The organism is Streptomyces sp. NPDC017979 (assembly GCF_044328175.1).
Taxonomy (GTDB): Bacteria; Actinomycetota; Actinomycetes; order Streptomycetales; family Streptomycetaceae; genus Streptomyces.
In genome coordinates, this window is sequence record NZ_JBIRGU010000021.1 from 1 (window position 1) to 23516 (window position 23516).

Genomic DNA, 23516 nt, shown 5'->3' on the forward strand with positions numbered 1-23516 from the left:
CCCTCGACCCCTACACCCACTCCCGCCGCACCGGCGCCTTCCTCCTCATCGACCCCAACGACGGCACCACCCTCACCGCCGCCATGACCGGCGACAGCTTCGTGACCGCGGCCCGGTCGGCGCGGGCCGCGGCGGAGCCCGCCGACACCCCTGACGAGAAGTCGGAGTGGGATTTCTGATGCAGAACGTGTTCGCCACCTTCGCGAAAGAGGGCGGTCGGGTGGGTAGTGGCACCCTCGGCGCCGGTTCGGGAGGTGTGGAGCGATGTGCGCGCTGACCCGCGTCCCGATCCACCCGCGCCGGAAACGAAGACCCTTACCCGATGACTCCCCGGCCGCGCCGCACCGGCGTGGCCCCAGGGGACAACGAGAGGAACACCTCCCGTGCCTGCCACCCGCCCCACCCTCCGCCGTACCCTCGCCCTGACCGCTGCGCTGCCGCTGCTGGTCGGCACGCTCGCCGCCTGCGGCTACGGCTCCGAGGCCGAGAAGGACGACGAGGTCGCCCCGGCCGCGAAGGGGAAGAAGCTCTCCGCCGACAGCGTGCGCCTCGGCTACTTCCCCAACCTCACCCACGCCACCGCGCTCGTCGGTGAGCAGGAGGGCATCCTCCAGAAGGAGTTGGGCGGGACCGCGATCAAGTCGACGACCTTCAACGCCGGCCCCTCCGAGATCGAGGCGCTGAACGCGGGCTCGATCGACATCGGCTTCATCGGCCCCTCCCCCGCGATCAACGGCTTCACCAAGTCCAAGGGGAAGAACCTGCGGATCGTGGCGGGCTCGGCATCCGGCGGGGTCAAGCTGGTGGTCAACCCGGCGAAGATCAAGACGCTGGACGACCTCAAGGGCAAGAAGATCGCCACCCCCCAGCTCGGGAACACCCAGGACGTCGCCTTCCTCAACTGGATCGCGGAGCGGGGCTGGAAGACCGACGCGCAGAGCGGCAAGGGCGACGTCTCCGTGGTCCGCTCGGACAACAAGATCACCCCGGACGCGTACAAGTCCGGCTCCATCGACGGCGCTTGGGTGCCGGAGCCGACCGCCGCCCGCCTAGTCAGCCTGGGGGCGAAGGAGCTCCTGGACGAGTCCACGCTGTGGCCGGACAAGAAGTTCGTGATCACCAATGTGATCGTGAACCAGAAGTTCCTCAAGGACCACCCCGACGTGGTGGAGGCCGTGGTCCGCGGCACGGTGAAGACCAACGCGTGGATCAACGCCAACTCGGACGCCGCGAAGAAGTCCGCGAACAGCAAGCTCAAGGCGCTCACCGGCAAGGAGCTGCCCGCGGAGATCATCGACGGCGCCTGGCCGTCGATCCAGTTCCTGGACGACCCGCTGGCCAGCACCCTCCAGGCGCAGGCCGAGAACGCCGTGCAGGCGGGCCTGTTGAAGGAGCCCGACCTGGCCGGCATCTACGACCTGCGGCCCCTGAACAAGGTGCTGAAGGCCGAAGGCAAGCCCGAGGTCCCCGACGCCGGTCTCGGCGTCAAGTAAGCCGTAAGCCAATCCCAGGAGGTGACGACCATGGCCAGCGCCACTGTGACGAAGGACCGGGCCGGGGCCCGTACGACGGCCGGGTACGCCGCGCGGATCGAGCACGTCTCGAAGTCCTTCGCGACGCCTGCGGGGCGGCAACTCGTCCTGGACGACATCAGTCTCGACGTCGCTCCGGGCGAGTTCGTGACCCTTCTCGGCGCCTCGGGCTGCGGCAAGTCGACGCTGCTCAACCTGGTCGCCGGGTTGGACGCGCCGTCGGCGGGGGCCATCGAGACCCCTGGCGGACGCCCGGCGCTGATGTTCCAGGAGCACGCGCTCTTCCCGTGGCTGACCGCGGGGCGGAACGTGGAGTTGGCGCTGCGGCTGCGCGGCGTCCCCAAGGCGGAGCGGCGCCCCGAAGCGGAGCGACTGCTGGAACTGGTGCGGCTGGGCGGGGCGTACGGCAAGCGGGTGCACGAGCTGTCCGGCGGCATGCGCCAGCGCGTCGCGCTGGCCCGGGCGCTCGCCCAGGACAGCCAACTGCTGCTGATGGACGAGCCGTTCGCGGCGCTGGACGCCATCACCCGGGACGTGCTGCACGACGAGCTGACCCGGATCTGGCGGGAGACGCAGCTCTCGGTGCTGTTCGTGACGCACAACGTCCGCGAGGCGGTCCGGCTGGCCGAACGGGTGGTGCTGTTGTCGTCCCGGCCGGGGCGGATCGCCCGCCAGTGGGAGGTCGGCATCGAGCAGCCGCGGCGCATCGAGGACGCCGAGGTGGCGGAGCTGTCCATCGAGATCACCGAAGAACTGCGGGGGGAGATCCGCCGACATGGCCAGCACTGAGAGTCCGGCGAAGGACGCCAGGGGCGCCGACGGTCCCAAGGGCGCTTCGGACGCCGGGGACACCGGGGCGCCCCGGGCCGGCTCGGGGGACCTCGCCGGGTTGGAAGCGGGGCTGGACGCCCTGGACGCCGTACAGACCCAGCGGACCCCGCTGCGTCAGGTGCTGCTGAACAAGGTGCTGCCGCCGCTGGTGGCGGTCGCCCTGGTGGTGGCGGTCTGGCAGACGCTGGTGTGGGCGGAGGTCACCGACGAGGGTTCCCTGCCCGCACCGTCCGCGGTGTGGGACAGCCTGTCCGACCTGTGGCTCCAGGGGACGCTGCTGGAGATCGTGTGGACCAGCGTCTCGCGCGGTCTGCTCGGCTTCCTGCTGGCGCTGGCGATCGGCACCCCGCTCGGTCTGCTGGTCGCCCGGGTGAAGTTCGTCCGGGCGGCGATCGGGCCGATCCTCTCCGGTCTCCAGTCCCTCCCCTCGGTGGCGTGGGTGCCGCCCGCGGTGATCTGGCTGGGGCTCAACAACCAGATGATGTACGCGGTGATCCTGCTCGGCGCCGTCCCGTCGATCGCCAACGGGTTGGTGTCCGGCGTGGACCAGGTCCCGCCGCTGTTCCTGCGGGCCGGGCGCACGCTCGGCGCCACCGGCCTCAAGGGCACCTGGCACATCGTGATGCCCGCGGCGCTCCCGGGCTACGTGGCGGGGCTCAAGCAGGGCTGGGCGTTCTCCTGGCGGTCCCTGATGGCGGCGGAGATCATCGCCTCCTCCCCCGATCTGGGGCTCGGCCTCGGCCAGTTGTTGGAGAACGGCCGCAACAACTCCGACATGCCGGGGGTCTTCCTGGCGATCCTGCTGATCCTGGTGGTCGGCATCGCCATCGACCTGTTGATCTTCAGCCCGCTGGAGCGCGCGATCCTGCGGGGTCGCGGTCTCCTCGTCAAGAACTGAGCACCGGCATGCGCCCTCCCCGTCTCCTCGTCGTCGCCCACGGCAGCCGTGACGCCCGGCACGCCGCGACCGTGCACGCCCTGGTGGGGCGGGTGCGGGCGCTGCGGCCCGGACTGCGCGTGGAGACGGGGTTCCTCGACTTCAACGCGCCTTCGGTGCCGCAGGTGTTGGAGCGGCTGGCGGCCGAGGAGCCGGGGGCGGCCCGGGGTGCGGGGGCGCGGGACGGGGTGACGGACGTGGTGGCGCTGCCGCTGCTGCTGACGCGCGCCTTCCACGCCAAGTCCGACATCCCGGCCGTGCTGGCCGAGGCGTCCGCCAGGCTGCCGCGGCTGCGCGTCCGACAGGCGGAGGTGCTCGGCCCTTCGCCGCTGCTGCTGGCGGCGGTGGAGCGGCGGCTGACCGAGGCCGGAGCGGCGCCGTCCGCCGCCGTCCGACGCTCGACCGGGGTCGTCCTGGCCTCGGCGGGCTCCACAGACCCGGAGGCGATCGCAGCGATCGCAGAAACGGCGCGGGAGCTGCGGCGCACCGGTTGGTGCTCCGTGCGGCCTGCGTTCGCCTCCGCATCCCTTCCGCGCACGGAGGACGCCGTGCGCGCGCTGCGGGCCGACGGCTGCGCGCGCGTGGCCGTCGCCCCGTACGTGATCGCCCCCGGCCGCCTCCCGGACCGGATCGCGGCCGGCGCCCGTGACGCGGACGTCCTCGCGGACGTCCTCGGCCCGGCCCCGGAACTGGCCCGGCTGCTCGTCGAACGGTACGAGCAGGCGGTCGCCGCGACCCGCGGCGAGCGTGCGGCGTCCGATCGGATCGAGGTTTCCGCGTAGGGCCCGGTACGGTCGGTGGTCCGTGACGCGCTCGTGGCACCTCGGTGACGGGGACGCAGCGCAGGGCGGGCACGATCGGGGGCAGAGGGCAGGAGGCCGAGATGCCGTTCCACTACCACAAGCGGATCACGCTGATCCCGAAGCTGCTGCACGTCACGATCAGCCGGCACGGCTGGTCCTGGTCGCTCGGCGGCCGGCGGGCGCATCTGACGCGGGACAGCCACGGCCGGCGCAGCGCCGCGGTGCGGCTGCCGGGCGGCTTCAGCCTGCGCCGGGACTCCCGCCGCCACTGAGGCGTGCCGCCGGGCTGGCCGGGGTAGGCGCGGTTCCGCCGTGCGGCGGGCTGCGCTGTGGCGTCTGCGGCCCGTCTGTGGCTTGTCGCGCAGTTCCCCGCGCCCCTGATTCGCTCCCCCCGTCACTCGCCTGCCGGCTGAAGGCGGAGGCGTTTGGGGCGCGGGGCCTTCCGGGCGTGACCTAGAGGCTCGTCAGTTCGACGAGTTTAGTCACCGTGTTCCAGTTGCGGGTGGTGGCGACGAGGCCGCGGGTGACGGAGGGGCGGGCGAGGGCGTCGGCGAGTTTGGAGCGGCCGAGGCCGTCGGGGGCGTAGAGGTACAGCGCGCGGTCGCCGATGCGGAACTCCTCGGGGGCGAACGCCGCTTGGTCGATGCCGTCGAACCGCTCGGGCGCGACGGGCCCGGAGAAGTACGTGACGTGGAGCTGCTTGGGCTCCAGCGCATCCGCGGGGAACGGGCAGTCGGTCACGACGGCGCGAAGGTAGGCGGCGTCGCGCACGAGGCAGTCGACGGCGAAGCCGAAGCGGCGCTCGATGGCCTCCTCCAGCGCGCGGCGCACCGCATCGCCGGCGGCCTCGTCGGCGGCGTCGTCGACGGCGGTGAAGGCCGCGTTGCCGCTCTGGAGGTGGGTGACGACGTCCCGGTGGCCCAGGTCCGCGATGACGGAGCGCAGTTCGGCCATGGGGACCTTGCGGTGGCCGCCGACGTTGATCCCGCGCAGGAGCGCCGCGTATCTCGTACTCATGCGACTCACTGTAGGGACCGGGTCCGACAGCGGGTCAGTCCCGCTGGTAGCGGGCGAGCACCAGGTTTCCGTCGCGCACCAGTCGCTTGCGCAGCTCCCGTTCGTCGATGGCGCCGCTGTAGTACTCCTGGTACGCCGGGGTCGCCACCTTGTCCTTCCACTCCGGGTAGCCGCGGACGGACTGGGCGGGCGCGGGGCGCAGTCCGCGCGCCAGGGCGGTGCCGACGGCCCACCCGTGTTCGGCGGTGCGCAGGGACGGGTCGGCCAGGGCGCGGGTCCCCGTCGGGAGCATCCAGTCGCCGCGGGCGAGCCGGACCGTGTTCTGCGGCTGGAGCAGGAAGTCGACGAAGCGGGCGGCCTCCCGCTTGTGGCGGGCGTCCTCGGCGATGGACAGGGTCTGCGGGCTCACGCCCTGCACGGCGCCGCCGGGGCCGACGGGCATCGGCAGCACCGTCCACTCGAAGCCGTCGGGGGCCTGCTGCACGACCTGCTGGCGGTACGAGAAGCCGAGCGGCACCATCGCGTACTTGCCGCCGAAGAAGCCGGGCAGGGTGTCGGAGCCGCCGCCGCCGAGGGTGGTGCGGGCCGCGGTGCGGTCGCGGTTGACCTGGTCGCGCACGACGGCGGGCACCACGCCGTCCGCGTCGGTGAAGCGGATGCGGACCTTGCCGTCGTCCTCGCGGTGGAAGAGCCGTCCGCCGGCCGACAGCCCCATGTTGAGGCTGATGGAGACGGGCTCCTTCAGGGGCCAGGCGACGGCGTGCTTCCCCTCGCCCATCCGGGCGGTCAGGTCCTTGGCGACCTGGCGGAACTCCTCCCAGGTCCAGGGCGCTTCGGGGGTCGGGACGCGGACGCCGGAGGCCGCGAGGAGCTTGCGGTTGGCGATGAGGACCTTCGGCTCCTGGAGGAAGGGGACGCCGTAGACGCCGTCGCCGAAGGTCGTGGTGCGCCAGCTCTCCCGGGGGATGTCGGAGACCAGCCGCTCGGGCAGCAGCCCCCGCAGGTCGGCGAGGTATCCGCCGTAGGCGAAGTCGGCGAGGTCGTCGGACGCGTCGTGGATGACGTCGGGCGCCTCGCCGCCCTCGAAGGAGGTCAGCAGTTGGTCGTGGACGCTGTCCCAGTTGCCCTGGACGTACTGCACGCGGACCCCCGGGTTGGCCGCGTTCCACTCCCGTACCAGCGCCTTGTTGGCGTCGACGGACTCCTTCTGCCAGGCCAGGGAGAGGAAGCGGAGGCGGATGGTGCCGTCGTCGGGTCCGTCGTCGTCGGCGGTGCAGCCGGTGAGCAACAGGGCGAGTACGGCCAGGAGGGCCAGCAGCTCGGGCGGCGTCGGCAGCTTCGTCCGCGTCACGACTTCATCGCCCCCGCGAGCACGCCGCCGGTGATCCGCCGCTGGATGAGCGCGAAGACCAGCAGGGACGGGAGGGTCGCCAGGAACGCGGCGGCTGCGAGCGGGCCGAGGTCGGCGACGCCCTCCGCGCCGATGAAGTGCGTCAGCACGATCGGCAGGGTCTGTTTCTCCGGGGACTTCAGCAGGACGAGCGCGAAGAAGAACTCGTTCCACGCGGTGACGAAGGCGAAGAGCGCGGTGGCGACGATGCCGGGCCCGAGCAGCGGCGCGGTGACCGACACCAGGGTGCGGGCCCGGCTCGCGCCGTCGACCGCGGCGGCCTCCTCCAACTCGCGCGGCACCGCCCGCACGTACCCGGTGAGCATCCACAGCGCGAACGGCAGCGCCCACACCACGTACACCAGGACCAGCCCGGAGAGGGTGTTGATCAGCCGCAGGTTCTTCAGGACGAGGAACAGCGGGATGATCAGGAGGACGAAGGGGAACGCCTGGCTGAGCACGACCCAGCCGGTGGCGGCGGTGGCCAGCCGGGTGCGGGCGCGGGCCATGGCGTACGCCATCGGGGTGGCGATCACCACCGCGATCAGCGCCGCCGAGAGCGCCACCAGCAGGCTGTTGCCGGCGGCCCGCAGCAGCGGGTGCTCGTCGAACGCCTGCCGGAAGTTGTCGAGGGTGGGGTCCTCCGGGATCCAGGTGGGGTGCAGCGAGCCGAGTTCGCGGGCCGGTTTGAAGGCGGTGGAAACCAGCCACAGAAACGGCAGGGCGAGGAAGAGCAGATAGCCGACGAGGGCCAGGTACTGCCCGGCGCGGCCGGCCGTCGCCCGGGCACCGCGGCGACGGCGGCGGGCCGGGCGGGGTGCCCGGGCGGGCGTGCGGGCGGGGTCGACGGTGCCGCTGGGCTGCTTCACCGCTCGTCGCCTCCTTTGAGCCGCCCCACCAGGTAGCAGGCGAGCAGCACCGAGATGACCGCGACCATGACGCAGCCCATGGCCGCGGCGTAGCCGAACTGGCCGTAGCGGAAGGCTTCTTCGTACGCGAAGAGCATCGGGAGCCGGGTGCGACCGCCGGGGCCGCCGGAGGTGAGCACCCACACCAGGGCGAAGGCGTTGAAGTTCCAGATGAAGTTGAGGGCGGTGATCGCCAGGGCGACGGGCCGCAGCGCCGGCCAGGTCACGGTGCGGAAGCGGCGCCAGGCCCCGGCGCCGTCGAGGACGGCGGCCTCGTGCAGTTCCTGCGGGGTGTTCTGGAGGCCGGCGAGCAGGGCGACCGTGGTCTGGGGCATGCCGGCCCAGATGCCGACGACGATCACGGCGGGCAGCGCGGTGCCGAGGCCGGTGAGCCAGGCTTGGCCGTCGCCGAGGCCGAGGTCGCGGACGGTCTCGTTGAGGATGCCGGCGTCCGGGTTGTAGACCAGGCGCCACATGATGCCGACGACGACCTCCGGCATCGCCCACGGGACGATCGCGAGGGCGCGCGCCAGCCAGCGCAGACGCAGGTCCTGGTTGAGCAGCAGGGCGAGCCCGAGGGCGAGGGCGAACTGGGGGACGGTGACCCCGACGGCCCACAGCAGCCCGATCCCGAACGACTCCCAGAAGAGGGTGTCCTTGAGCAGGTCCTGGAAGTTCAGGGTGCCGATCCACTGGGTGGGCTGGGTGCGGCCGGCCTGGGCGTCGGTGAAGGCGAGGGAGACGCCGTACAGCAGCGGGCCGACGCTCAGCACGAGGATCGGGAGCAGCGCGGGCAGGACGAGGAACCAGGCGCCGTGGTCGAGGTGCCGACGCTTTCGAGGGCGGGGACGGGTGCTGGTGTCGGTGTCGGGAGCCGCGGTCGCCGCTGTCACGGTTACGACTCCTTCGGTTCTGCGCCGGCCTGCGCCGTGGGCTGTCTACATACGGACCTGCTTCTGCGGGATTGCTCTGCGGGCCTGTGACATCGTCGTGACGGCCCCACCGGGCGTCAAGGACGCCTGCCGCGAATGCGACACTTTGGCGAGTTCGCACAGGTGGACGGCGAGTGGCGAGTACGGAAGGCGCGGGACGCGAGGGATGGACGAGACACGGGCGCGGCAGGTCCTGGACGCCGCGGGGCTGCGGGCGGCGGGTCCTTCGGGAGGCGCGGAGCTGGTCGCGCTGGGCGAGAACGCGGTGTTCGCCGTCGGCGACGTGGTCGTCAAGGTCGGCCGCTCGCGAGAGCTGTTCGAGCGCGCGCAGCGCGAGGTGGCCGTCGGGGCGTGGCTGGCGGCGGCCGGGGTCCCGGCGGTACGGCCGGCGGAGGACGGCGCGCGGCTGGTGGAGGGGCATCCCGTCACCGTCTGGCACCGGCTGCCGCCGGCGGTGCGCCCCGCGCAGCCCGTCGACCTGGCGCCGCTGCTGCGTCGGGTGCACGCCCTGCCGGCGCCCGACTTCGCGCTGCCGCGCCGTGAGCTGCTGGGCGGGGTGGAGCGGTGGCTACGGCTCGCGGGCGACGCGATCGACCCGGCGGACGCGGCGTACCTGCGGTCGCGGCGGGACGGTTTCGCGGCGGCCGCGGCGGCGCTGACGCCGCACCTGCCGCCGGGCCCGATCCACGGCGACGCCCTGCCGCGCAACGTCCACGTCGGCCCCGACGGGCCGGTCCTGGTCGACCTGGAGACCTTCGCCACGGACCTGCGCGAACACGACCTCGTGGTCCTGGCGCTCTCCCGCGACCGGTACGGCCTGCCGCCGGAGGCGTACGACGCGTTCACCCGGGCGTACGGGTGGGACGTGCGCGCTTGGGAGGGCTGCGGGGTGCTGCGCGGGGCGCGGGAGACTGCGAGCTGTGCGTGGGTGGCGCAGCACGCCCCCACGAACCCGAAGGCCCGCGAGGAGTTCACCCGCCGCGTCGCCTCCCTCCGGGACGCGGATCCGTCCGTCCGCTGGTACCCCTTCTAGCGCGACGGGTGCGGCGACGCGGGCCGCGTCTTATCTGTGGCCCGTTGCCGGTTGCCCGCGCAGTTCCTCCCCCTGTGCCCCGCGGGCACGGGGCTCTTCAAGCGACCCTGTTGCGGCTTGCCGTAGCCCTGTGCTTCCTGCTTCCGGTGCGCCATGCCAACCCCCCTCGCCCGTAGGGCAGGGGGGCTGGGCGAGGAACTGCGCGAGCAGCCCACGCCGGTCGCAGGGAGCGCGCGGCGCGGTGGGGTCAGTGGGGCGCCGGGGTCGGGGCGCGCAGGGGCCAGGAGGTGTCGACTTGGGCCGAGGCGTTGCCCTTGCGGCGGAGGAAGGACTCGAAGTCCTTCGCCCACGTCGCGTACCAGACGATCTGACGCTCATGCAGGTCGGCCGCCGAACTCGCCGCCACCGACGCGTGGCGCGCCGCCAGCGCGCGCGCCACGCGGACCGCCGCCTCCGCGTCCGCCGTCGCGTCGTGCGCGTCGGCGAGCGCGACCGCGTACTCCGCGCAGGCCGCTTCGAGGGTGCGCTTGCCCTTGCGGTAGCGGTCGACGGCGCGGTCGATGGTGAGCGGGTCGATCACGGGCGCCGCGTCGCGGCCGCCGAGGCGCTCCGCGAGCGTCGGCAGGCCGTGCCGCTGGAGCTCCGCGGTGAGCAGGGTCAGGTCGAACGCCGCGTTGTACGCGACGACGGGGGTCCCGCGCTCCCAGTGCTCGCACAGGACCGTGGCGACCTCGTCGGCGACCTCGCGCGCGGGGCGGCCCTCCGCCGTCGCCCGCTCCGTCGTGATGCCGTGGATCGCGGACGCCTGCTCCGGGATCCGCACCCCGGGGTCGGCGAGCCAGACCCGGCGCTCGACGGGCGCCTCCACGTCCATGTGGACGATCGCGGCGGTGACGATCCGGGCCTGGAACGGCTCCGTGCCCGTCGTCTCCAGGTCGAAGCCGACCAGTGGTTGCGTGTGCCAAGTCATCCCGGGCCCCTTCTCCATGACGCTCCCCCAGTTGCCCTTCACCCTCGCATGCCGCACTGACATTCAAGACACCGGGCGGGAGTCGGCCCACGCCGACTCGAACTCCTCGCGGTAGATCTGGAACAGGCCGTGCTCCCCCGGGTCGGCCGGGTCCGCGGCCCGCACCACCGACCGTCCGCCGCCCCGCAGCACCAGCACGGGCGCCTCGATGCCGCGGGCCTTGCGCAGGTAGGTCTGGACGACGGCGACGCCGTCGGGGCCGTCGCCGTCGACCAGGTACGCCGTGAAGCGGGGCGTCTCGTCGAAGACGTGGATCTCGAACGCGCCCGGGTCGCGCAGCCGGGCGCGCACCCGGCGCACGTGCAGGATGTTCATCTCCACGGTCCGGCTCAGCTCGCCCTTCTTGATGCCCAGTTCGCGTTCCCGCCGCTTGACCGCGCTGCTCGCCGGGTTGAGGAAGAGCAGCCGCACCCGGGCGCCCGCCTCGGCGAGCCGGACCAGGCGCCGGCCGGAGAAGTTCTGGACGAGCAGGTTGAGGCCGATGCCGACGGCGTCCAGCCGGCGGGCGCCGCCGAACAGGTCCTCGGCCGGGAGCTGGCGCTGGAGGCGCACCCGGTCGGGGTGGACGGAGACGACGTCCGCGTACCGGTCGCCGACCAGGTCCTCGACGGCGTCGACGGGCAGCCGGTCCACGGAGCGCGCGCCGGTGCCGAGCATCTCCAGCAGCCGGGCCGACGCCCGTTCCGCCTGGGCGAGGACGGCTTCGTTCAGGGCCCGGTTGCGGGAGACGACGTTGCGCGCCACCTCCAACTCGTCCAGGGCGAGTTCCACGTCGCGCCGGTCGTCGAAGTACGGCTCGAAGCAGGGCCAGTGCTGCACCATCAGCTCGCGGAGCTGGGGCAGGGTCAGGAAGGAGAGGACGTTGTCGTCGGCGGGGTCGAGGAGGTAGCCCTTGCGCCGGGAGACCTCCCGGACGGCGACGGCCCGCTGCACCCACTCCTGCCCCGCGGGGCCGGCCGCCGCGACGACCCAGTCGTCGCCGTGCACGGGTTCGTAGATGGGGCGCAGCACCGCGGCCACCACGGCCCTCAGCCGCTGCTCCACCAGGTTCAGCCAGATGTAGGCGCGGCCGGCGCGCTGGGCGCGGGTGCGCACCTCGCGCCAGGACTCCGCGTCCCACTCCAGCTCCGCCCCGATCTCCACGGGTCTGGCGAGCGAGACCGCGCCCGGCGGGGCGTCGGTGGTGTCCCCCTCGTGACCACCGTCACCGGGGGGTAGCTCCAGCCCTCCCGAGCTCACCGGCGTGCCCCTTCCCGTCCCCCACCAAAGATCACCGCAGACTACTCCGCAAGCGTGAGTGGGTGCAGCCGGATGGACAGGCTCTTTTCCCAACTCCCGGTCGGGCGGAGGTCGTTCTCCTCGGCGGCGGTCCGGGGAGTGAGCGGATTCATAGCGGTGGGGCCGGCGCGGCGGGCCGGGGGGCTCGTCGGGGCGGTCGGGGCGGGCGCCCGGCCGTGGTCCCGGGCGTCTCGCGGGTGACGGAACGAGCCGCGTGTTGACCGGCGTCGCACGGCGTCCGTCGGGGGCGGTCGGGGGGCGCTCGGCGCCGTCCGCGGGCGGTCCAGGGACGCTCGGGGTACGTTCGGTCGGGAACCGGGCCCCGCGTCCCCCACCCGCCCGGATCAGAAGGGGCAGAGTCGATCCATGCAGGTCTGGCCGGGGCAGGCGTATCCCCTCGGTGCCACGTACGACGGCGCCGGCACGAACTTCGCGGTGTTCTCGGAGGCCGCCTCCCGCATCGAGCTGTGCCTCCTGCACGACGACGGGTCCCAGACCGCGGTGGAGCTGCGGGAGACGGACGCCTTCGTACGGCACGCCTACCTGCCGGGGGTGATGCCGGGGCAGCGGTACGGCTTCCGGGTCCGCGGCCCGTACGCGCCGGAGCGCGGGCAGCGGTGCAACTCCGCCAAACTGCTGCTCGACCCGTACGCGCGTGCGATGAGCGGAAGCGTGCAGTGGGACGAGTCCGTCTACGGGTACCGCTTCGGCCGGCCCGACTCCCGCAACGACCTGGACTCGGCGCCGCACACCATGAGCTCGGTGGTGGTGAACCCGTACTTCGACTGGGGCGACGACCGCTCGCCCCGGACGGACTACCACCGCACGGTGATCTACGAGGCCCATGTGAAGGGTCTGACGATGCTCCACCCCGAGCTGCCGCCGAAGCTGCGCGGCACGTACGCGGGGCTGGCCCATCCGGCGGTGCTCTCGCACCTGACGGAGCTGGGCGTCACCACGCTGGAGCTGATGCCGGTGCACCAGTTCGTGCACGACCACCGGCTGGTGGACGCGGGGCTGCGCAACTACTGGGGCTACAACACGATCGGCTTCTTCGCCCCGCACAACGCGTACGCCTCCTGGGGCGACCGGGGCGAGCAGGTGCGGGAGTTCAAGCACGCGGTGCGCGCGCTGCACCGGGCGGGCATCGAGGTGATCCTCGACGTGGTCTACAACCACACGGCGGAGGGGAACCACCTCGGCCCCACGCTCTCCTTCCGGGGGCTGGACAACGCGTCGTACTACCGGCTGGCGGAGGACCGGCGGCACTACACGGACACCACCGGGACCGGGAACTCGCTGTTGATGCGCTCCCCGCACGTCCTCCAGCTGATCATGGACTCGCTGCGGTACTGGGTCACCGAGATGCACGTCGACGGGTTCCGCTTCGACCTGGCGGCGACGCTGGCGCGGCAGTTCCACGAGGTGGACCGGCTGTCGTCGTTCTTCGACCTGGTGCAGCAGGACCCGGTGGTCAGCCAGGTGAAGCTGATCGCGGAGCCGTGGGACCTGGGCGAGGGCGGCTACCAGGTGGGGAACTTCCCCCCGCTGTGGACCGAGTGGAACGGAAAGTACCGCGACACGGTGCGCGACCTGTGGCGCGGCGAGCCGCGCACGCTGGCCGAGTTCGCCTCCCGGCTGACCGGCTCCTCCGACCTCTACCAGGACGACGGGCGGCGCCCGCTGGCCTCCATCAACTTCGTCACCTGCCACGACGGCTTCACGCTGCGGGACCTGGTGTCGTACGACGAGAAGCACAACGAGGCGAACGGCGAGCAGAACCGGGACGGGGAGAGCCACAACCGCTCCTGGAACTGCGGGGTGGAGGGCGAGAGCGACGACCCCGGGGTGCGGGAGCTGCGGGCCCGGCAGATGCGGAACTTCATCGCCACGCTGATGCTCTCGCAGGGCGTGCCGATGCTCAGCCACGGCGACGAGTTCGGCCGCACCCAGGGCGGCAACAACAACGCGTACTGCCAGGACAACGAAGTGGCGTGGGTCCACTGGCCGCAGCCCGAGGCGGTCGACGACGGGCCGGGAGACGGCCTGGCTCGGCGGGCGCTGCTGGAGTTCACCCGGACGATGGTGTGGCTGCGCCGCGACCACCCGGTCTTCCGCCGGCGCCGCTTCTTCCGCGGCCGGCCCGTGCAGGGCACCCGCGACGAGCTGACGGACATCGCCTGGTTCACCCCGCAGGGGGCGGAGATGCGGCCGCGGGACTGGCAGTCGGCGCAGGCCCGGGCGATGTCGGTGTTCCTCAACGGGCACGCGATCTCCGAGCCCGGCCCGCGCGGGGAGCGGATCCGGGACGACTCGTTCCTGCTGATGGTGAACGCCGGCGACGAGGACCTGGACTTCACCGTGCCCGTGCACCACGGCAGCGAGTGGCAGGTGGTGGTGGACACGGCCCGCACGGCGGGCGTCCCTCCGGGCGGCGGCACGAAGGTGTTCGGCGGCCAGCGCGTCCGACTGCTGAACCACAGCCTGACGGTGCTGCGTCGCCCCGCGTAGGCCAGGCCCCGGGGACCTGCCCGGAGTCCCGTGCGGCCGGTCCGACGGCGCCGCTGCCTCGCCGTGCGGCGGACTGCGTAGTCGTGTCTGCAGCCCGGTGGTGGGTTACCCGCGCAGTTCCGCCCCCTCGGCCCAGAGGGCCTGGGGGGACCCCAGCGCCACCTGATTCGCTGCCCCCGTCACTTTGTCTGCGGGCCGCGGCGAAGGTGTTTAGGGGTGCGGGGAACTGCGCGACCAGCCACAGGCGGGCCGCAGACGCAACGACACAGCCCGCCGCACGGCGAATCCGCGCCTGCCAAGGCAACAGCACCGCCGGACAGGCCACACGGAACGCGCGAGCAACCCGCCACCGGGCCGCAAACACCGACGCTCCCGCAAGGGACACCGCGGCCGATCGGGTGCGGGCCGGCGGGGTGGTGTCACTCCACCGGTGGAGGCCAGGGGCGGCGGCACTGACACGGCGGCCGTCGGCCCGGGTACGTACGCCAGCATGAACCCCACCGCCACCTATCGGCTCCAGCTCCAGCCCGACTTCCCCTTCGCGCGGGCCGCGGCCGTGCTGCCGTACCTCGCGGGGCTGGGGATCTCCCATCTGCACCTGTCGCCGGTGCTGGAGGCGGTGCCCGGCTCCACCCACGGCTACGACGTCACGGACCCCACCCGGGTGCGGGCCGAACTCGGCGGCGAGGACGGGCTGCGGGCGCTGGCGCGGGCCGCCCGGGAACACGGCATGGGCCTGGTGGTGGACGTCGTGCCGAACCACATGGCGCTCAGCCCGCGCCACAGCCCGGCGCTGTGGGAGGTGCTGCGGGACGGCCCTTCCTCGCCGTACGCCCGCTGGTTCGACGTCGACTGGGACGCGGGCGGCGGCCGGGTGCTGCTGCCGGTGCTGGCCGGGCCGTTCGGGGAGGAGCTGGCGGACGTACGGGTGAACGGCGACGCGGTGGAGTACGGGGAGCACCGCTTCCCGCTGCGCGTCGACGGGCCCGGCCCCGACGCCGACCTCCTGGAGTTGCTGGACGCCCAGCACTACCGCCTCGGCTGGTGGCGGCTGGCCCGTACCGAGCTGACGTACCGGCGCTTCTTCACCGTCGCGGAGCTGATCGGGGTGCGGGTGGAGGACCCGGAGGTCTTCGACGCCACCCACGCCAAGATCCTGGAGCTGGTGCGGGACGGGGTGGTGGAGGGGCTGCGGGTGGACCACCCCGACGGGCTCGCGGACCCGGAGGCGTACCTCGCCCGGCTCGACGGGGCGACGGGCGGGGCGTGCTGGACGGTGGTGGAGAAGGTCCTCACCGGCACCGAGCACCTGCCGCCGTCCTGGCCGGTCGCCGGCACGACGGGGTACGACGCCCTGCGGTACGTCGACGGTCTCCTCACCGATCCGCAGGGCGCGGCCGAACTGACCGCCTCCTACCGTCGGTTCACCGACGTCGCGGGCGACCGCGGCGGCTATTGGGACGCGACGGTCCGCCGCGCCGCGTACCGGGTGGTCGTCCACGAGTTGGCGTCGGAGACCGCGGCGCTGACCCGGCTCGCCGTGCGGGTGTGCGCCGGGGAGCCGGCGCTGCGCGACCACGCGCCGTGGGCGCTGCGGGCCGCGGTGCGGGAGCTGCTGGTGCGGCTGCCGGTGTACCGGCCGTACCGGGTCGGCGGCGACGAGGTGCTGACGCTGCGGGCCGCGGCCGTGGCGAAGGCCACCTTCCCGGTGCTGGCGGAGAGCTCCGCGGTGGACGTCGTACGGGACCTGGCGCTCGGGCGCCTCGGCGCGGGCGCGGACCACGACGCCTTCCGCGCCCGGTTCGCCCAGACCGCGTCCGCGCTGCGGGCGAAGTCGGTGGAGGACACCGCGTTCTACCGGTACGTCCCGCTGCTGAGCGCGAACGAGGTCGGCGGCGACCCGGGCGCGCCCGCCGTCACCCCGGCCGCGTTCCACGAGCACTGCGCGCGCATCGCCCGCGACTGGCCGACCACCGGCACGGTGCTCACCACGCACGACGCCAAGCGCAGCGCGGACGTGCGGGCGCGGATCGCGGTGCTGTCCCAGTGCCCCGAGCGGTGGGACGCCTTCTTGGCGCAGGTCACCGAGGAGGCGGCGGGGGCGGACGGCGGTCGGGCGCCCGACGCGCAGTTGGCGTGGGCGGCGTGGCAGACCGCGGTCGGCTTCGGCTTCCCGTACGAGGACCGGCTGCGGGCGGCGCTGCTGAAGGGGGCCAGGGAGGCGGCGCTGCACACGAGTTGGACGGAGCCGGACGAGACGTACGAACGGGCGCTGGCGGCGTTCGTCGCGGCCGGCCCGGCGGGTCCCCCGCTGTACACGGTGGCGCGGTTCGCCGCCGAGTTGGAGCCCTGGGCGCGGGCGAACGCGCTCGGGGCGGCGCTGCTGCACCTGACGGTGCCGGGCGTGCCGGACGTGTACCAGGGCACGGAGCGGGAGTACCTGGCGCTGGTGGACCCGGACAACCGGGCCCCGTTCGACGAGGGGCCGGGCGACGGGAAGACGGCGCTGACGCGGGCGGCGCTGCGGCTGCGCCGGGAGCGCCCTGAGGTGTTCGGCGCGTCGGGCACGTACGTGCCGTTGGACGTCAGCGGGCCGGCCGCCGAGCACTGCGTGGCGTACTGCCGCACGGGCGAGGTGGTGGTGGCCGTCACCCGGCTGGCGCTGCGGCTGGAGCGGGCCGGCGGGTGGCGGGGGACGGAGGTGGAGTTGCCCGAGGGGCCGTGGGCGGACGTGCTCGCGGGGCGGACGGTGCGCGGCGGGCGGGTGGCGGTGGCGGAGCTGTTCTTGGAGGGCCCGGTGGCGCTGCTGGCCCGCCCCCGCGACTGAACACCACCATCCACGAAGAACTGTGACGTTGCGTCAGCGGGCGGTGAGGCGGAAGGCGATGTTGCCGAAGGTGACCGCGTCGCCGGCGCGCACCGGGATCGCGCCGGTCACCCGGCGGCCGTTGACGGTGGTGCCGTTGGTGGAGCCGAGGTCCCGCAGGATCCACACGCCGTGCCGCAGGCTCAGCTCCGCGTGCGCCCGGGAGACGCTCTCGTGGCTCAACCGCAGGCCGTTGCCCGGGTCGCGGCCTATCCGCAGGGCGTCGGGCCCGGGCTCGGGAAGCAGCAGCGCCGGGAGCTTCTCGGCGTGCCACGCCCTGCGCAGCCGTACGAAGAAGGCGGACACCCCGCCCACCGAGCGGACCAGCCGCTGGGCGAGGTCGCCCTCGCCGCGCAGATCGGCGGTGAGGGCGTCGAGTTGGGCCGGGTCGCGGGCGGCCAGGGCCAGTTCCATCCGGCGCTGGAACGTGTCGTACGAGAGCCGGCCGTCGGCCGCGCCGTCGGTGAGCACGCCGATGGCCCGGTCCCGCTCGGCGTCGGTGGGGCGCGGCGGCACGGGGCCGACGGGCAGCGCGGGGAACTCGGTGGACGACGTCACGCCGTCAATTGTCGGTCCGGCACGGTCGGGGTGTCCACACGATCGACGGCTTCGACCGTCACGGTCCGGTTGTTGACCTGCGCGGAAGCCACGGGGGCCGGGGAGCTCGGCGGGTGGAAAAGCCGCTGGACGGCGGACGGGTCCCCGGGTTAGCGTGCTCACGACGCCGAAGAGACCAGGTCGAAAGGAGGCGAGTGCCGTGCAGTCCATCGCAATCTCGCGCTCCCTTTCGCACCTTCGCGCGTTCGTCAGCTGACCCGGGAGCGCTCCTCATCGCAGGTTTTGCATTCCGGAGGCTTTTTCCATGACCTCTCTGGTCATCCGCGCCCTCTCCGAGGGCGACGCACATCTTTTCGACACCCTGCCCGACCCGCTCGGCATGGCCGAGGCGCTGGCCGGCCGTTCCCACCGCCCCGAGTGGAAGCGGGTCGCGCTGCGCGACGGCAAGGTCGTCGCCCGCGCCGCCTGGTGGGGCGGCCCGAACGACCCCTCCCCCATCAACGTCAACTGGTTCGACGTCGCCGAAGGCGAGGAGGAGGCGGGCGCCGAGCTGCTGCGCACCTCCCCGTACCAGGTGGACTACGAGCTGGTGCTGCCCGCCGGCTGGCGCGCCGACCCGGTGCTGAAGGCCGCCGGCGAGGCCCGGCTCCGGGCCGCCGAGGCGGCCGGCATGAGCGTCCTCGTCGAGCGGTACCGCTATCTGTGGACGCCCGAGTGCGGGCTCCCCGAGCGGCCGGGCCGGCTGGTGTTCCGGCCGGAGCCGGACGACGAGGTCGTCCTGGACGTGCTGCGGCGGGTCCACACCGGCACCCTCGACGCGCACGCGCTGCACTCCATCGCGGAAGGCGGCCTGGAGCAGGCGGCCCGCGAGGAACTGGAGTTCTTCCACTGGTGCCCGTCGCCGCGCGAGTGGTTGCAGCTCGCGCACACCCCGGACGGCGAGCTGGTCGGGCTGCACGTGCCCGCCCACAACCCGAGCGGGCCGTGCGTGGGCTTCATCGGGGTGGTGCCCGAGGCCCGCGGGCACGGCTACGCCTACGACCTGCTGGTGGAGTGCACCCACCGACTGGTCGAGGAGGGGGCGCAGGAGATCGCCGCGGCCACGGACCAGCCGAACGTGCCCATGGCGAAGAACTTCGCCCGGGCCGGCTACCCGATCGTGCAGGAGCGCATCGACCTGCTGCCGGGGGCGGCGCCGACCGCCGTGTGATCCGTACCCGGTCCCGTCCTGAGCGTTGATCGTGCGCGGGGGTGTCCGTGAGCTTCGGGCACCCCCGCGCCGAGCGCGCTCCGGGCGAGCCGTGGAGAGCCACGTCGACGTCCTCGACCCGGCCGGGGCTCCACCCGGCCGGGAACTTCCGCAGCGTCGGTGCGGCCCGTGACCCCACTGGCCGCACCGACCGCCCCTTCAGGCCCCGGGCTTGTCAGGATGGGGGCCGTACGGCCTCCGGCGGCCCGGGCCCCGGGGTCCGTCGCACGGGTTGCGTACGGCGTCGAGGACGAGGGGATGCGGTGCTGTTCGAGGTGTGGGCGCCCCGGGCTCGCGAGCGGGTCACGCTGTGGCTGGCGGGCGAGTTGCGGGCGATGGAACGGGACGAGGACCGCCCCGGCTGGTGGTGCACCGAGGCGGACGCGGGCGACGGCACGCGGTACGGCTTCGCGCTCGACGACGGCCCGGTGCTGCCCGACCCGCGCTCGCGCCGCCAGCCCGAAGGCCCCGACGGCCCGAGCGCGGTCGCGCTCCCCGACGCGCACGACTGGCGGCACGACTGGCCGGGGCGGGGGCTGCCCGGCGCCGTCCTGTACGAGTTGCACATCGGCACGTACACCGTCGAAGGCACCCTGGACGCGGCCGCGGACCGGCTCGGCGAACTCGCGGAGCTGGGCGTGAGCCACGTGGAACTGCTGCCGCTGTGCCCCTTCCCCGGGGTGCACGGCTGGGGGTACGACGGGGTGCTGCCGTGGGGGGTGCACGAGCCGTACGGCGGGCCGGCGGCGCTGAAGCGGTTCGTCGACGCCGCGCACGGGCACGGCCTCGGCGTCGTCCTCGACGTGGTGCACAACCACTTCGGCCCGTCGGGGAACCACCTGCCGGCCTTCGGCCCGTACCTGACCGATGCGCACCGCACCCCGTGGGGCGCCGCGGTCAACCTGGACGGACCCGGCTCGGACGAGGTGCGGGCGTACCTGCTCGGCAGCGCGCTGCGCTGGCTGCGGGAGTTCCGGTTGGACGGGCTGCGGCTGGACGCGGTGCACGCGCTCGTCGACGACCGCGCCCGCACCTTCCTGGAGGAGCTGTCGACCGCGGTGGACCGGCTCGGCGAAGACCTGCGCCGGCCGCTGTTCCTGATCGCCGAGTCCGACCGGAACGACCCGCGCACCACCGCGGCGCGCGACGGGGGCGGCCTCGGGCTGCACGCCCAGTGGAACGACGACTTCCACCACGGGCTGCACACCGCCCTCACCGGCGAGTCCCAGGGCTACTACGCCGACTTCGCCGCCCATCCGGAGGGCGGGGCCGCGGGTGCGCTCGCCAAGTCGCTGACCCGGGTGTGGTTCCACGACGGCACGTACTCCGCCTTCCGGGGCCGCTCCCACGGCCGCCCGGTGGACCTGACGCGCGCCCCGGCGCACCGCTTCGTCGGCTTCGCCCAGTCCCACGACCAGATCGGCAACCGGGCTGCCGGGGACCGGCTTTCGGCGTCGCTGGAGCCGGGCCTGTTGGCGTGCGCGGCGGCCCTCGTACTGACGGGCCCCTTCACGCCGATGCTCTTCATGGGCGAGGAGTGGGGCGCCGGCACGCCCTGGCAGTACTTCACCGACCACACCGACCCGGAGGTGGCGCGGGCCGCGCGGGAGGGCCGGCGGCAGGAGTTCGCGGCGCACGGCTGGGGCGCCGGGGACGTGCCGGACCCGCAGGACCCCGCCACCCGCCGGCGCTCCTGCCTGGACCGGGCCGAGCGCACCCGCCCGCCGCACGACCGCCTGCTGGCCTGGCACCGGGAGCTGATCGCGCTGCGCCGCGCACAGCCGGACCTCACCGACCCGGACCTGGCGACGGTGCGGGCGACGCACGACGGGGCGGGCCGGTTCGTGGTGCGCCGCGGGGACCTGCGGATCGTCTACAACTTCGGGGCGGAGCCGGTGCGGGTTCAGGTGGGCGCGGACGCGCAGGTACTGGCCTCCTGGGACCCGCCCGAGGCGCCGGACGCACAGGGTGGGCTACGGCTCGGCCCGCGCACCTGCGTCGTCGTCCTCGTCCCGTGACGACCGTGCTCCGGGTGATCACGTGACGGTCGCGCCCGGGGACCATAGGGTCGGTGCCATGGAGCAGAAGAACCTCGGCAGGACGGGCCTGCGCGTCAGCGAACTGGCCCTCGGCACCATGAGCTTCAGCGGCGACGAGGACGGCCACCGCGTCCTCGACGCCTTCGCGGACGCGGGCGGCACGTTCATCGACACCGCCGACATGTACGCACGGGGCGAGTCGGAGGAGATCCTCGGCCGCTGGCTCGCCAAGCGGCGGCGGGAGGACTTCGTCATCGCGACGAAGGTGTGGGGGCGCATGGGAGACGCTCCCAACGACCAGGGGCTGGGCCGCAAGCACCTCGTCGCCGCGGTGGAGGCGAGCCTGCGGCGGCTGGGCACCGACTACGTCGACCTCTACCAGACCCACATCTGGGACGCCTGGACCCCGTTGGAGGAGACCCTCGCGACCCTGGACTCCCTGGTGACCGCGGGCAAGGTGCGCTACCTGGGCACCAGCAACGTGACGCCCGCCCAACTCCAGCGCTCCCTGGACCTGGCGCGGCACTCGGGCTGGCAGCCGTACGTCTGCCTCCAACCCCGGTACAACCTGCTCTGCCGGGAGACGGAGTGGGAGTTGCTGCCGCTCTGCGCCGAGCAGGGCGTCGGCGTCATCCCGTGGGGCCCGCTGGCCGGCGGCTGGCTCACCGGCAAGTACCGGCGGGGCATGGAGTCGGTGCCCGAGGGCTCGCGCGAGGCGCACTGGCAGCGGCAGAGCGGCAAGGAGGGCTGGCGCACCAAGGCGACGGAGGAGACCTGGCGGGTGCTCGACGCGCTGGACGAGGTCGGCGAGCAGACCGGCCGCACCCCCTCCCAGGTGGCGCTGCGCTGGCTGGCGGAGCAGCCCGGGGTGACCGCGCCGATCCTCGGCCCCCGCACCGCGGAACAACTCGCGGACCACCTGGGCGCGGTGGGCTGGACCCTGACGCCCTCCCAACGCACCCGCCTCGACGCGGCCAGCGCCCGCCCCCTCCCGTACCCCTACGAAATGCAGTCCCGCCTCGGCGACAGCCGCTAAGCCCTTGGCGGGGGCCGGGGGGCGCGGTCGCGTCGCGGGTGCCAAGCGGTGACGGCGTCTGCGGCCCGGTGGTGGGTTGTTCGCGCAGTTCCGCCCCTGTGCCCGGAGGGCGTGGGAGGTACTCCCAGCGCCCCTGAAACCCCTGGCCTGCTGGTGACCGACAAGAGCAGGGAAACAGGGGCGCGGGGAACTGCGCGAACAACCCACCACCGGGCCGGACAGACCGACGCTCCCGCAGGGCAACGGCGGCTACGTCCACCCGCACAGGGAAGCGCACCGGACTTTCCGGACGAAGGTTTCAGGGGTTGCTGGGTCCCCCAGCCAGGCCCTCCGGGGCCGGGGGGCGGGACTGCGCGACCCGCCGCAGACGGGCCGCAGACGTCGCAGCCCAAGCTCGCCGCACGGCGAAACCGCGGCTACTCGACGATCGCCATCGTCCGGTCCGTGTCGTTCAGCCGGCGGCCGCCGTCCTCCGTGACCGTCACGATGTCCTCGATGCGGACGCCGAACCGGCCCGGCAGATAGATCCCCGGCTCGACGGAGAAGCACATGCCCGGCACCAGCGGCTGTTCCTCCCCCTCGACGATGTAGGGGGGCTCGTGCGTCGTGACCCCGATGCCGTGGCCGGTGCGGTGGATGAACAGGTCTCCGTAGCCGGCCTGTTCGATGATCTCGCGGGCCGCCCGGTCGACGTCCTGGCACGGCACGCCGGGCCGTACCGCGTCGCAACCGGCCTGCTGGGCCTCGCGCACCACGTCGTGGACGTGCTGCTCGGCCGGCGTCGGCTCGCCGACGTGGACGGTGCGCGTGGTGTCGGAGCCGTATCCGTCCTTGAGGCCGCCGAAGTCCATCACGACCATGTCGCCGTGCTCGATGGTGCGGTCGCCGGCCTCGTGGTGGGGGTTGGCGCCGTTGGGGCCGGCGCCGACGATGGTGAAGTCCACCTGGGAGTGGCCGAACTGCCGCAGCAGCGAGTCCAGGTCGCGGGCGACCTCCGACTCCCGGCGGCCGGCGAACCGCACCTTCAGGATCTCCTCGTACGTGGCGTCCGCCGCGGCGCCGGCCGCGGCCAGCCGCGCCAGTTCGTGGGCGTCCTTGACGGCGCGCAGCATCGGCAGGACGTCGGTGAGCGCCGCGTACGAGGTGTCCGGCAGCGCCCTTTGCAACCCGAGCAAGTGCAGGGCCCAGGTGTTGTCGCTGACCGCGTAGCGGCCGGTGGGCGCGAGCAGGTCGGCGGCGATCGCGTACGGGTCCCGGCCGTCGGTCCAGTCGCGCAGCGCGAGCGCGGGGGCGCCCACGGCCTTCGCGGCGTCCGGGGCCTCCAGGGCGGGCACGACGAGGACCGGGTCGGCTTCGGCCGACAGCACGAGGAGGGTGAGGCGTTCGGTGTCCGCGGGCGGCCCGTAACCGGTGAGGTGGACGAGGTCGGGCCCGGGGGCGACGAGCACCCCGGCGAGTCCGGCGTCCGCAGCGGCCCGGGCCGCCCGGTCCATGCGGGCGCGGTATTCATCGGCCGTGAAGGGCGCGGGCACGGGCGACTCGGATTCGGTGGACATGGCTCCATCG

The 23516-nt window shown here is 73.6% G+C and carries 19 protein-coding genes; 11 read left to right on the top strand and 8 right to left on the bottom strand.

All coding sequences use genetic code 11. The features are described 5' to 3' along the window. Nucleotides 1-383: 383 nt before the first annotated feature. The 5 genes from ACH4E8_RS33610 (at nucleotide 384) to ACH4E8_RS33630 (ending at nucleotide 4375) form a co-directional block, all read left to right on the top strand. Nucleotides 384-1493: an aliphatic sulfonate ABC transporter substrate-binding protein gene (locus tag ACH4E8_RS33610; RefSeq protein ID WP_398455371.1), complete on the top strand. Its 1110-nt coding sequence runs from the start codon at nucleotides 384-386 to the stop codon at nucleotides 1491-1493. 30 nt (nucleotides 1494-1523) lie between these two features. After that, nucleotides 1524-2321 (top strand): ABC transporter ATP-binding protein, encoded by a 798-nt coding sequence (locus ACH4E8_RS33615; protein ID WP_398455372.1) that lies wholly within the window; start codon nucleotides 1524-1526, stop codon nucleotides 2319-2321. Then, on the top strand, nucleotides 2308-3261 hold the full coding sequence (locus ACH4E8_RS33620; protein ID WP_398455374.1) for an ABC transporter permease: 954 nt from the start codon (nucleotides 2308-2310) through the stop codon (nucleotides 3259-3261). The genes ACH4E8_RS33615 and ACH4E8_RS33620 overlap by 14 nt, the downstream gene beginning before the upstream one ends. An 8-nt stretch (nucleotides 3262-3269) precedes the next feature. Next, nucleotides 3270-4082, top strand: coding sequence for a sirohydrochlorin chelatase (locus ACH4E8_RS33625; protein ID WP_398455375.1), 813 nt, complete (start codon nucleotides 3270-3272; stop codon nucleotides 4080-4082). 101 nt (nucleotides 4083-4183) lie between these two features. Next, nucleotides 4184-4375: a DUF4236 domain-containing protein gene (locus tag ACH4E8_RS33630; protein ID WP_361970514.1), complete on the top strand. Its 192-nt coding sequence runs from the start codon at nucleotides 4184-4186 to the stop codon at nucleotides 4373-4375. A 181-nt stretch (nucleotides 4376-4556) separates the two neighbouring features. Here the strand turns inward: ACH4E8_RS33630 and ACH4E8_RS33635 are convergent, their stop codons facing one another. From ACH4E8_RS33635 to ACH4E8_RS33650, 4 genes are all read right to left on the bottom strand, one after another. After that, the gene (locus tag ACH4E8_RS33635) at nucleotides 4557-5120 is read right to left on the bottom strand and encodes a DUF1697 domain-containing protein (protein WP_398455376.1); all 564 of its coding nucleotides are present in this window, start codon (nucleotides 5118-5120) and stop codon (nucleotides 4557-4559) included. A gap of 34 nt (nucleotides 5121-5154) precedes the next feature. Continuing rightward, the gene (locus ACH4E8_RS33640) at nucleotides 5155-6471 is read right to left on the bottom strand and encodes an ABC transporter substrate-binding protein (protein WP_398455377.1); all 1317 of its coding nucleotides are present in this window, start codon (nucleotides 6469-6471) and stop codon (nucleotides 5155-5157) included. Further along, on the bottom strand, nucleotides 6468-7265 hold the full coding sequence (locus tag ACH4E8_RS33645; RefSeq protein WP_398455468.1) for a carbohydrate ABC transporter permease: 798 nt from the start codon (nucleotides 7263-7265) through the stop codon (nucleotides 6468-6470). Before ACH4E8_RS33645 ends, ACH4E8_RS33640 begins: the two co-directional genes overlap by 4 nt. A gap of 110 nt (nucleotides 7266-7375) precedes the next feature. Next, nucleotides 7376-8311: a carbohydrate ABC transporter permease gene (locus tag ACH4E8_RS33650; protein ID WP_398455378.1), complete on the bottom strand. Its 936-nt coding sequence runs from the start codon at nucleotides 8309-8311 to the stop codon at nucleotides 7376-7378. A gap of 205 nt (nucleotides 8312-8516) precedes the next feature. Here ACH4E8_RS33650 and ACH4E8_RS33655 point away from each other — a divergent pair, with 205 nt between their 5' ends. Beyond that, complete coding sequence (locus ACH4E8_RS33655; protein WP_398455380.1) at nucleotides 8517-9383, top strand: phosphotransferase enzyme family protein; 867 nt, start codon at nucleotides 8517-8519, stop codon at nucleotides 9381-9383. 247 nt (nucleotides 9384-9630) lie between these two features. Here the strand turns inward: ACH4E8_RS33655 and ACH4E8_RS33660 are convergent, their stop codons facing one another. Next, the gene (locus ACH4E8_RS33660; RefSeq protein ID WP_398455382.1) at nucleotides 9631-10353 is read right to left on the bottom strand and encodes an exonuclease domain-containing protein; all 723 of its coding nucleotides are present in this window, start codon (nucleotides 10351-10353) and stop codon (nucleotides 9631-9633) included. Between the two features lie 63 nt (nucleotides 10354-10416). Continuing rightward, a complete protein-coding gene (locus tag ACH4E8_RS33665; protein WP_398455384.1) occupies nucleotides 10417-11652 on the bottom strand; it encodes an SAV2148 family HEPN domain-containing protein in 1236 nt (411 codons plus the stop codon). A 405-nt stretch (nucleotides 11653-12057) separates the two neighbouring features. Here ACH4E8_RS33665 and glgX point away from each other — a divergent pair, with 405 nt between their 5' ends. Together glgX and treY are read left to right on the top strand one after the other, a co-directional pair. Further along, nucleotides 12058-14202 carry a glycogen debranching protein GlgX gene (gene glgX / locus ACH4E8_RS33670; RefSeq protein WP_398455385.1) on the top strand — a complete coding sequence of 715 codons (2145 nt, stop codon included), beginning with the start codon at nucleotides 12058-12060 and terminating at the stop codon, nucleotides 14200-14202. A 490-nt stretch (nucleotides 14203-14692) separates the two neighbouring features. Beyond that, the gene (gene treY / locus ACH4E8_RS33675; protein ID WP_398455387.1) at nucleotides 14693-17029 is read left to right on the top strand and encodes a malto-oligosyltrehalose synthase; all 2337 of its coding nucleotides are present in this window, start codon (nucleotides 14693-14695) and stop codon (nucleotides 17027-17029) included. Nucleotides 17030-17062: 33 nt separating this feature from the next. Here treY and ACH4E8_RS33680 read toward each other — a convergent pair whose 3' ends face one another. Then, nucleotides 17063-17626 carry an FHA domain-containing protein gene (locus ACH4E8_RS33680; RefSeq protein WP_398455389.1) on the bottom strand — a complete coding sequence of 188 codons (564 nt, stop codon included), beginning with the start codon at nucleotides 17624-17626 and terminating at the stop codon, nucleotides 17063-17065. A gap of 304 nt (nucleotides 17627-17930) precedes the next feature. Here ACH4E8_RS33680 and ACH4E8_RS33685 point away from each other — a divergent pair, with 304 nt between their 5' ends. The 3 genes from ACH4E8_RS33685 (at nucleotide 17931) to ACH4E8_RS33695 (ending at nucleotide 21950) form a co-directional block, all read left to right on the top strand. Then, a complete protein-coding gene (locus tag ACH4E8_RS33685) occupies nucleotides 17931-18836 on the top strand; it encodes a GNAT family N-acetyltransferase (protein ID WP_398455391.1) in 906 nt (301 codons plus the stop codon). Between the two features lie 302 nt (nucleotides 18837-19138). Continuing rightward, complete coding sequence (gene treZ, locus ACH4E8_RS33690; RefSeq protein ID WP_398455393.1) at nucleotides 19139-20893, top strand: malto-oligosyltrehalose trehalohydrolase; 1755 nt, start codon at nucleotides 19139-19141, stop codon at nucleotides 20891-20893. 58 nt (nucleotides 20894-20951) lie between these two features. Then, nucleotides 20952-21950, top strand: coding sequence for an aldo/keto reductase (locus ACH4E8_RS33695; RefSeq protein ID WP_398455394.1), 999 nt, complete (start codon nucleotides 20952-20954; stop codon nucleotides 21948-21950). A 416-nt stretch (nucleotides 21951-22366) separates the two neighbouring features. On the opposite strand, the gene ACH4E8_RS33700 is transcribed toward ACH4E8_RS33695, so the two are convergent. Next, nucleotides 22367-23506, bottom strand: a complete 1140-nt coding sequence (locus ACH4E8_RS33700; protein WP_398455396.1) for an aminopeptidase P family protein — start codon at nucleotides 23504-23506, stop codon at nucleotides 22367-22369. Nucleotides 23507-23516: the final 10 nt, after the last annotated feature.

What these genes read in the sequence shown, in the direction of transcription:
- ACH4E8_RS33625 (WP_398455375.1), top strand. Translation starts at nt 3,270, where the DNA reads ATGCGCCCTCCCCGTCTCCTCGTCGTCGCCCACGGCAGCCGTGACGCC.
- ACH4E8_RS33660 (WP_398455382.1), bottom strand. Translation starts at nt 10,353, where the DNA reads ATGACTTGGCACACGCAACCACTGGTCGGCTTCGACCTGGAGACGACG.
- ACH4E8_RS33620 (WP_398455374.1), top strand. Translation starts at nt 2,308, where the DNA reads ATGGCCAGCACTGAGAGTCCGGCGAAGGACGCCAGGGGCGCCGACGGT.
- ACH4E8_RS33685 (WP_398455391.1), top strand. Translation starts at nt 17,931, where the DNA reads ATGACCTCTCTGGTCATCCGCGCCCTCTCCGAGGGCGACGCACATCTT.
- ACH4E8_RS33695 (WP_398455394.1), top strand. Translation starts at nt 20,952, where the DNA reads ATGGAGCAGAAGAACCTCGGCAGGACGGGCCTGCGCGTCAGCGAACTG.
- ACH4E8_RS33630 (WP_361970514.1), top strand. Translation starts at nt 4,184, where the DNA reads ATGCCGTTCCACTACCACAAGCGGATCACGCTGATCCCGAAGCTGCTG.
- glgX (WP_398455385.1), top strand. Translation starts at nt 12,058, where the DNA reads ATGCAGGTCTGGCCGGGGCAGGCGTATCCCCTCGGTGCCACGTACGAC.
- ACH4E8_RS33700 (WP_398455396.1), bottom strand. Translation starts at nt 23,506, where the DNA reads ATGTCCACCGAATCCGAGTCGCCCGTGCCCGCGCCCTTCACGGCCGAT.
- ACH4E8_RS33635 (WP_398455376.1), bottom strand. Translation starts at nt 5,120, where the DNA reads ATGAGTACGAGATACGCGGCGCTCCTGCGCGGGATCAACGTCGGCGGC.
- ACH4E8_RS33615 (WP_398455372.1), top strand. Translation starts at nt 1,524, where the DNA reads ATGGCCAGCGCCACTGTGACGAAGGACCGGGCCGGGGCCCGTACGACG.
- treY (WP_398455387.1), top strand. Translation starts at nt 14,693, where the DNA reads ATGAACCCCACCGCCACCTATCGGCTCCAGCTCCAGCCCGACTTCCCC.
- ACH4E8_RS33655 (WP_398455380.1), top strand. Translation starts at nt 8,517, where the DNA reads ATGGACGAGACACGGGCGCGGCAGGTCCTGGACGCCGCGGGGCTGCGG.